The organism is Streptomyces chlorus, assembly GCF_042655885.1.
Taxonomy (GTDB): Bacteria; Actinomycetota; Actinomycetes; order Streptomycetales; family Streptomycetaceae; genus Streptomyces; species Streptomyces chlorus.
The window spans coordinates 1-7,517 of record NZ_JBHSOA010000097.1 but is presented as its reverse complement, the minus strand read 5'-3'; the positions used below and the strand labels follow the sequence as shown (position 1 = coordinate 7,517).

The following is a 7,517-nucleotide window of genomic DNA, read 5'->3' as shown; positions in this document are numbered from 1 at the left end:
ATTCGGGAAGGTACGCCCTTCGCGTGCCCTCCGGAACTGATCCACAGGTACTGAGCATTGCTCGAACTTCTCCCGGGCTGCAGATCTGTGGGACAGGCCCGGCCGCGAGGCGGAGCAGTCGTACTTCGGCTGGCTCACCAGCGACCTGCCGGTCTACTCGCCCACGACCCTCAACCTGAAGACGCATGTCCACACTCGCCCGGTCGGTGAGCGTCCCTACGTCGAGCTCGAGTCCACCGACCATCCCCTCGCCGTCGAACAGCGCACGGGGATCACTCTGGACCGCGTGCGGGAGGTCGCGTCGGCCGTACTCCACGGCGGCGGTGGTGAGCGGCGATGATGGCTGACAACTCCGTATCGCCGATCCCAGTCGCGCCTGTCGGCCTGAGCAGCCGGGCGCAGAGGTTCGTCGAGGTGGACGGCATCCGTGTCCCCCGGCAGGACATCCGGCGCCACCGCGACGCGTGGATCGAACACAGGATCCCCGCTGCGGAGATCGACCGGGCCGCTGACTTCCAGGACCGCTGGGGCGGCCTCGCCCTGCCGCCTGCCCCGTTCTACGAGGGCGGCCCGCGCATCCTGGACGCCGACTGCCCCGAGGGCTCGGCCGCTGAGGGCTGGTCGTTTCCGGCGGGGAACTGCCGGGTGTCCATGGCCTACGGATTCATGATCGGCCCCGAGGGCGCATTCGGGATCGGCGCCCACCGCTGGACACCTCTGCATGCGAGCACAGACGGATGGGTGGAGTCCTTGGCGCTCGCCGCCCATGCCACTCGCTGGGCCAAGGCCGTCACAAGGATCAAGGGCAAGGCCGTCGAGTCATTGGACCTCGGGGGTTACGAGCTGGTGCCCGAAGTACAGGGTGTGACGGACACCTGGTGGCGAGGCAAGGACTCGCTCATCGCCCTCTACCGAGGCGAGGCCGTCGGCCTTGACGCACCTCAATGTCTCGAAGCCCACGTCTACGAAGGCCTCGACGAGTGGGGGCTCCACGGCGGCTGACCGCCGGCGCCGCCAGATCTGAGCACCTATTTTGCTGGACGGGCCAACTATCGCGCTCAGTCACAACAGATCATCAACATCAACACCCCGGTACTCACGCACAGTGAACATCCATGCTCATGATCCGCCAACTGTCCCGCTCAAGATCTGCCAACAAAAATTCTCCAAGCCCGCCTGACCTGCACGGCTCGGACCAAGATTCGCCAACTAAAAATCTCGGTCACAAACGGCGTATGTCGGCAGTCCGGCCCGCATTGCATAAACCTGCATCTGTCCGTATAGTCATGCCATCGATGAGGAGGTTTCCGTGAGCGTACGAGTGGCTGTGGCCGGGGCCAGTGGATATGCGGGCGGGGAGCTCTTGAGGCTGCTGCTCGCGCACCCGGGAGTGAAGATCGGTGCGCTGACCGGGAACTCCAATGCCGGGCAGCGGTTCGGGAGCCTGCAGCCGCATCTGGTGCCGCTCGCCGAGCGGGTGCTGGAGCCGACCACCGCCGAGGTGCTCGCCGGGCACGACGTCGTCTTCCTCGCGCTGCCGCACGGGCAGTCCGCCGCCGTTGCCGAGCAGCTCGGGCCGGAGGTGCTCGTCGTCGACATGGGGGCCGACCACCGGCTCGCCGACGCCGCCGACTGGGAGAAGTTCTACGGCTCCCCGCACGCCGGCACCTGGCCCTACGGCCTGCCCGAACTGCCGGGTGGCCGCGCCGCGCTGGAGGGGTCCAAGCGCATCGCGGTGCCCGGTTGCTACCCGACCGCCGTCTCGCTCGCCCTGCTCCCGGCGTACGCGGCGGGCCTCGCCGAGGCCGAGGCGGTGATCGTCGCCGCCTCCGGCACCTCCGGCGCGGGCAAGGCGGCCAAGCCGCACCTGCTGGGCAGCGAGGTCATGGGGTCGATGTCGCCGTACGGCGTCGGCGGCGTCCACCGGCACACCCCCGAGATGATCCAGAACCTCAGCGCGGCGGCGGGGGAGCGGGTCTCCGTCTCCTTCACACCGACGCTCGCGCCGATGCCCCGCGGCATCCTCGCCACCTGCACCGCGAAGGCCCGGCCCGGCAGCACCGCCGCGGCCGTCCGGACCGCCTACGAGAAGGCGTTCGCCGACGAACCCTTCGTCCACCTCCTCCCCGAGGGCCAGTGGCCCGCGACGGCGTCCGTCCACGGTTCCAACGCCGTTCAGGTCCAGGTCGCGTACGACGAGGCCGCAGGGCGGATCATCGCGATCAGCGCCATCGACAACCTCACCAAGGGCACCGCGGGCGGCGCTCTGCAGAGCATGAACATCGCCCTCGGGCTCGACGAGTCCACCGGACTGACGACGATCGGAGTCGCGCCGTGAGTGTGACGGCAGCAAAGGGATTCACGGCGGCGGGCATCGCCGCCGGGATCAAGGAGAACGGCAACCCGGACCTGGCCCTCGTGGTCAACAACGGACCGCGCCGCGCCGCCGCGGGCGTCTTCACCTCCAACCGTGTCAAGGCCGCGCCCGTGCTCTGGTCCGAGCAGGTGCTGAAGAGCGGGCAGGTCGCCGCTGTCGTCCTCAACTCCGGTGGCGCCAACGCCTGTACGGGACCGAAGGGTTTCCAGGACACCCACGCCACCGCCGAGAAGGCCGCCGGGATACTCGGGACCGGCGCGGGCGAGATCGCCGTCTGCTCCACCGGGCTCATCGGCGTCACGCTCCCCATGGACAAGCTGCTCCCGGGGCTGGAGACGGCCGCGGGCCGGCTGTCCGAGCACGGTGGTGAGAAGGCAGCCATCGCCATCAAGACCACGGACAGCGTGCACAAGACGTCCGTCGTGACGAAGGACGGCTGGACCGTCGGCGGTATGGCCAAGGGCGCGGGCATGCTCGCCCCCGGCCTCGCCACCATGCTGGTCGTCCTCACCACCGACGCCGATGTCGAAGCCGAGGCACTGGACCGGGCCCTGCGCGCCGCGACCCGGGTCACCTTCGACCGCGTCGACTCCGACGGCTGCATGTCCACCAACGACACCGTGCTGCTGCTCGCCTCCGGCGCGACCGGCGTCACCCCCGCGTACGAGGAGTTCGCCGAGGCCGTACGCGCCGTCTGCGACGACCTCGGCCAGCAGCTCATCCGGGACGCCGAGGGCGCCAGCAAGGACATCAAGGTCGAGGTGATCAACGCCGCGACCGAGGACGACGCCGTCGAGGTGGGCCGCTCCATCGCCCGCAACAACCTCCTCAAGTGCGCCATCCACGGCGAGGACCCCAACTGGGGCCGAGTGCTGTCCGCGATCGGTACGACGAAGGCCGCCTTCGAGCCCGACGCACTCGACGTCGCCATCAACGGCGTCTGGGTGTGCAAGAACGGCGGCGTCGGCGAGGACCGCGACAAGGTCGACATGCGCTACCGCGAGGTCCACATCGTCGCCGACCTGGGCGCCGGTGACGCGACCGCCACCATCTGGACCAACGACCTCACCGCCGACTACGTCCACGAGAACAGCGCGTACTCGTCGTGAGCACCACCCGGAAGCACACCGCCCTGCCCAAGGCGCAGATCCTCATCGAGGCGCTGCCCTGGCTGACCCGGCACCACGGCAAGACCGTCGTCATCAAATTCGGCGGCAACGCCATGGTGAACGAGGAACTGAAGAACGCCTTCGCCCAGGACGTGGTCTTCCTGCGGCACGCCGGCCTCAAGCCGGTCGTCGTGCACGGCGGCGGCCCACAGATCAGCGCCGCGCTCGACCGGCACGGCATCGTCAGCGAGTTCAAGGCCGGCCTTCGGGTGACCACCGAGGACGCCATGGACGTCGTACGGATGGTGCTGGCCGGACAGGTGCAGCGCGAGCTGGTCGGGCTGCTCAACCGGCACGGACCCTTCGCCGTCGGCCTCACCGGCGAGGACGCGCACACCATCACCGCGACCCGCCACCGACCCGAGATCGACGGGGAACCGGTCGACATCGGCCGGGTCGGCGAGATCACCGAGATCGACACCGGCGCCATCGAGGCCCTGCTCGCCGACGGCCGTATCCCGGTCGTCTCTTCGATCGCCCGTTCCCAGGACGACCACCATGTCTACAACGTCAATGCTGATACGGCGGCTGCGGCACTCGCTGCTGCTCTGGGCGCCGAGACCCTCATGGTCCTCACCGACGTCGAGGGGCTCTACGAGGACTGGCCGAACTCCGACGAGGTGATCAGCCGCCTCACCGCGTCCCAGCTCGAGAAGCTGCTGCCGGAGCTGTCCTCGGGCATGGTGCCGAAGATGGAGGGCTGCCTGCACGCCGTACGCAACGGCGTGACCACCGCCCGCGTCATCGACGGCCGGGTCCAGCACTCGATCCTGCTGGAGGTCTTCACCGACGAGGGCATCGGCACCATGGTCGTGCCCGACGAGACACCGCAGTCCCAGGACCGGACACCGCACGCACAGGGGGAGTCGTGAGCAACGAGGAACTGACCGCGCGGTGGCAGGGCGCGCTCATGAACAACTACGGCACCCCGAAGCTGTCCCTGGTCAGCGGCGCGGGCACCACCGTCCGCGACGCCGACGGCAAGGAGTACACCGACTTCGTCGGCGGTATCGCCGTCAACGCGCTCGGCCACGCCCACCCGGCCGTCGTCGAGGCTGTCAGCCGGCAGATCGCCTCCCTCGGCCATGTCTCCAACCTGTTCGTCGCCGAGCCGCCCGTCGCGCTCGCCGAACGGCTCCTGCGGCTCTTCGGCCGTGACGGCCGGGTGTACTTCTGCAACTCGGGCGCCGAAGCCAACGAGGCCGCGTTCAAGATCGGACGGCTGACCGGCCGGGCCCACATGGTCGCCACCGACGGCGGCTTCCACGGCCGCACCATGGGCGCCCTCGCGCTCACCGGCCAGCCGGGCAAGCGGGAGCCGTTCGCACCGCTGCCCGGGGACGTCACCCATGTGCCCTACGGTGACGCGCAGGCCCTGGCCGCCGCGGTCACCGCGGACACGGCACTGCTCGTCATCGAGCCGATCCAGGGCGAGAACGGGGTCGTGGTGCCCCCGCCCGGCTATCTGAAGGCCGCCCGCGCCATCACGGCCGCCACAGGCGCGCTGCTCGTCCTGGACGAGGTGCAGACCGGCATCGGCCGCACCGGCACCTGGTTCGAGTACCAGGCCCACGAAGGCGTCCTGCCCGACATCGTCACCCTCGCCAAGGGGCTCGGCGGCGGGCTGCCGATCGGCGCCACCGTCGCCTTCGGCCGCGCCGCGGACCTGCTGCACCCCGGCCAGCACGGCACGACCTTCGGGGGCAACCCGGTCGCCTGCGCGGCCGGACTCGCCGTCCTCGACACCATCGAGAGCGAAGGACTGCTCGAGAACGTCAAGCGGCAGGGCGAGCGGCTCCGCGACGGGATCGAGGCCCTCGCCAACCCGTTGATCAGCCATGTCCGGGGTGCCGGCCTGCTCCTGGGTATCGTGCTCACCGAACCGCTCGCGCCCCAGGTGCAACAGGCGGCTCAGGACGCCGGTTTCCTGGTGAACGCGCCCGCCCCCGATGTCGTACGGCTCATGCCGCCGCTGATCCTCGGGGACGACGCGGTGGACGCCTTCCTCGGGGCGCTGCCCGGCATCCTGGACGCCGTCGGCCGGGCAGCGGACGGGGAAGGACGAGCCGGACAGTGAGCCGGACCGCGAACCGGGGCGAGAACCGCACCACGAGCCGAAGAACGCCCCCGAGGACAACCGGAGAATGAGACGACGATGAGCCACGATCAGGACTACGGACAGCCTGCCGGGCCTGCCGTACCGCAGACCCGCACCGCCCGCCACCGCCAAATCGTGGACATCCTCAACCGGCAACCGGTGCGCTCGCAGAGCCAGTTGGCGAAGCTGCTCGCCGACCACGGACTGAGCGTCACCCAGGCGACGCTCTCCCGGGACCTGGACGAGCTGAACGCGGTGAAGATCCGCGACACCGACGGCGACCTCATCTACGCGGTGCCGAGCGAGGGCGGATTCCGCACCCCGCGCGCACCGCTGGGGGAGTCCGCCAAGGAGGAGCGGATGCGGCGGCTCTCCCAGGAACTGCTGATCTCCGCGGAGGCGTCCGCCAACCTCGTCGTCCTGCGCACCCCGCCCGGCGCCGCCCAGTTCCTGGCCTCGGCGATCGACCAGGCCGAACTGCACGACATCCTGGGGACCATCGCCGGCGACGACACCCTCATGCTGATCAGCCGCGACCCTGCGGGCGGGCAGGCGCTGGCCGAGCACATGCTGAGGCTGGCGCAGAACGGGAACTGAACGGGCCGGGTGGCGCTCGCGGCCGCCCCCGGAGGCACGGCCGCGGCGTCCCCTTGCCCCGATTCGGGATTCACCCCAGCCGGGCCGCCAGGCCCCCCGTGCAGCGCACCTCGTCGCCCGCGGTGATCAGCAGGGCCTCCGCGTCGGGCAGCGTCTCCAGCCATGCGAGCCCTTCCCGGGACCCCATCGCGAAGGCGGCCGTGGCCCAGCAGTCGGCCCAGGTCAGCCGGGGCGCCACCACCGTCACCGAGACCAGGTCGGTCACGGCGGAGCGGCCGGTGCGCGGGTCGACGATGTGATCGCCGCGCTCGGCGGTGCCCGAAGTGGCGACGGCCAGCTCGTCGGCCCCGGCAGCGGAGACGACGGCCGCCAGGCCGCCCGGACGGAGCGGGTCCGCCACACCCACCCGCCACGGCCGCCCGGCGCCCGGCGTACCCAGCAACTGCACGTCACCGCCGCCGTTGAGACTCACCCCGACCGCCCCGGCCTCCGCGAGCCGTCGCGCGGCCCGCTCGGTGGCCCAGCCCTTGACGATGCCGGTCGGGTCGAGCCGGCCCCGGTAGCGGGTGCTGAACCAGCCGTCGCTCACCCGTTCCGCCTCCGCGGCCAGCTCCAGCACCTCGGCGACCTCGGGGTCGCACTCCCCGACCGTCAGCTCGCCGCGCGCCAGCTGCGAGATCTGCGATTCGTCGCGGTACGTGCTGAACACCTCGTCGACGCGGCGCAGTCCGGCGGCCGCGTCCTCCAACGCCGCGTGCACGGCAGCGGATTGCCCGCCGCGGACGTCGAAGGAGAAGACGGTCCCCATCGTCTCCTCCGTATGACGCACCGCGGCGGGAGCCTGTGCGGACTCGGCCACCGTCTCAGCCACCGGCCTGGTCCAGCGCGGACTGCAGCGACTTCTTGTATCCGGCGCTGGTGTACGTGGCGCCCGACACGGCGTCGATGTCCGCGCCGCCGGTCTTCACGACGGCCTGGTTGAGCCTCGGGACGGACTGGTTGGTGACCCGGTCGCTCTGGCCGCCCTTGGGCGCCTGCACGGCCTCGGCCTTGGTGATCTTCCCGCCCTCGACGGTGATCCGGACCTGCACGGCTCCGTACTCCGTCTGTGCCGCGTCCCCGGTCACGATGCCGTCCTTGAGGGCGGCCTGGGCGTTCCCCCCGCTCCCGGCGGAACCGTCACCGGTGGAGGCGTCCGCGGCGGAGGCGCCGGCGCTCTCGGCGGCTCCGGCGGCTTTCGCCTTGTCCAGCGCGGACTGCAGGGACTTCTTGTAGC

8 protein-coding genes and 1 pseudogene are annotated in these 7,517 nt (G+C 70.7%); 7 read left to right on the top strand and 2 right to left on the bottom strand.

What is annotated here, in order from left to right:
- Positions 1 to 64 precede the first annotated feature (64 nt).
- The 7 genes and pseudogenes from ACFPZI_RS32075 to ACFPZI_RS32045 all read left to right on the top strand — a co-directional run.
- Positions 65 to 340 (top strand): annotated as a pseudogene (locus ACFPZI_RS32075) (DUF2199 domain-containing protein); the annotation flags it as partial.
- The gene (locus tag ACFPZI_RS32070) at positions 340 to 1,002 is read left to right on the top strand and encodes a hypothetical protein (RefSeq protein WP_381370644.1); all 663 of its coding nucleotides are present in this window, start codon (positions 340 to 342) and stop codon (positions 1,000 to 1,002) included. The pseudogene ACFPZI_RS32075 and the gene ACFPZI_RS32070, both read left to right, overlap by 1 nt.
- A gap of 307 nt (positions 1,003 to 1,309) precedes the next feature.
- Complete coding sequence (gene argC / locus ACFPZI_RS32065; protein WP_381370638.1) at positions 1,310 to 2,338, top strand: N-acetyl-gamma-glutamyl-phosphate reductase; 1,029 nt, start codon at positions 1,310 to 1,312, stop codon at positions 2,336 to 2,338.
- Complete coding sequence (gene argJ, locus ACFPZI_RS32060) at positions 2,335 to 3,486, top strand: bifunctional glutamate N-acetyltransferase/amino-acid acetyltransferase ArgJ (protein WP_381370635.1); 1,152 nt, start codon at positions 2,335 to 2,337, stop codon at positions 3,484 to 3,486. The genes argC and argJ overlap by 4 nt, the downstream gene beginning before the upstream one ends.
- Positions 3,483 to 4,418 (top strand): acetylglutamate kinase, encoded by a 936-nt coding sequence (argB, locus tag ACFPZI_RS32055; RefSeq protein WP_381370632.1) that lies wholly within the window; start codon positions 3,483 to 3,485, stop codon positions 4,416 to 4,418. Before argJ ends, argB begins: the two co-directional genes overlap by 4 nt.
- Positions 4,415 to 5,623, top strand: coding sequence for an acetylornithine transaminase (locus tag ACFPZI_RS32050; RefSeq protein ID WP_381370629.1), 1,209 nt, complete (start codon positions 4,415 to 4,417; stop codon positions 5,621 to 5,623). The genes argB and ACFPZI_RS32050 overlap by 4 nt, the downstream gene beginning before the upstream one ends.
- A gap of 78 nt (positions 5,624 to 5,701) precedes the next feature.
- Entirely contained in the window at positions 5,702 to 6,241 is a 540-nt protein-coding gene (locus tag ACFPZI_RS32045; protein ID WP_381370626.1) for an arginine repressor, read from the top strand.
- 70 nt (positions 6,242 to 6,311) lie between these two features.
- Here ACFPZI_RS32045 and ACFPZI_RS32040 read toward each other — a convergent pair whose 3' ends face one another.
- Both ACFPZI_RS32040 and ACFPZI_RS32035 read right to left on the bottom strand, forming a co-directional pair.
- Positions 6,312 to 7,049 (bottom strand): FAD:protein FMN transferase, encoded by a 738-nt coding sequence (locus ACFPZI_RS32040; RefSeq protein WP_381370641.1) that lies wholly within the window; start codon positions 7,047 to 7,049, stop codon positions 6,312 to 6,314.
- A 55-nt stretch (positions 7,050 to 7,104) separates the two neighbouring features.
- Positions 7,105 to 7,517, bottom strand: a 413-nt coding sequence (locus ACFPZI_RS32035; RefSeq protein ID WP_381370623.1) for an FMN-binding protein, incomplete at its 5' end; no start/stop codon positions are given.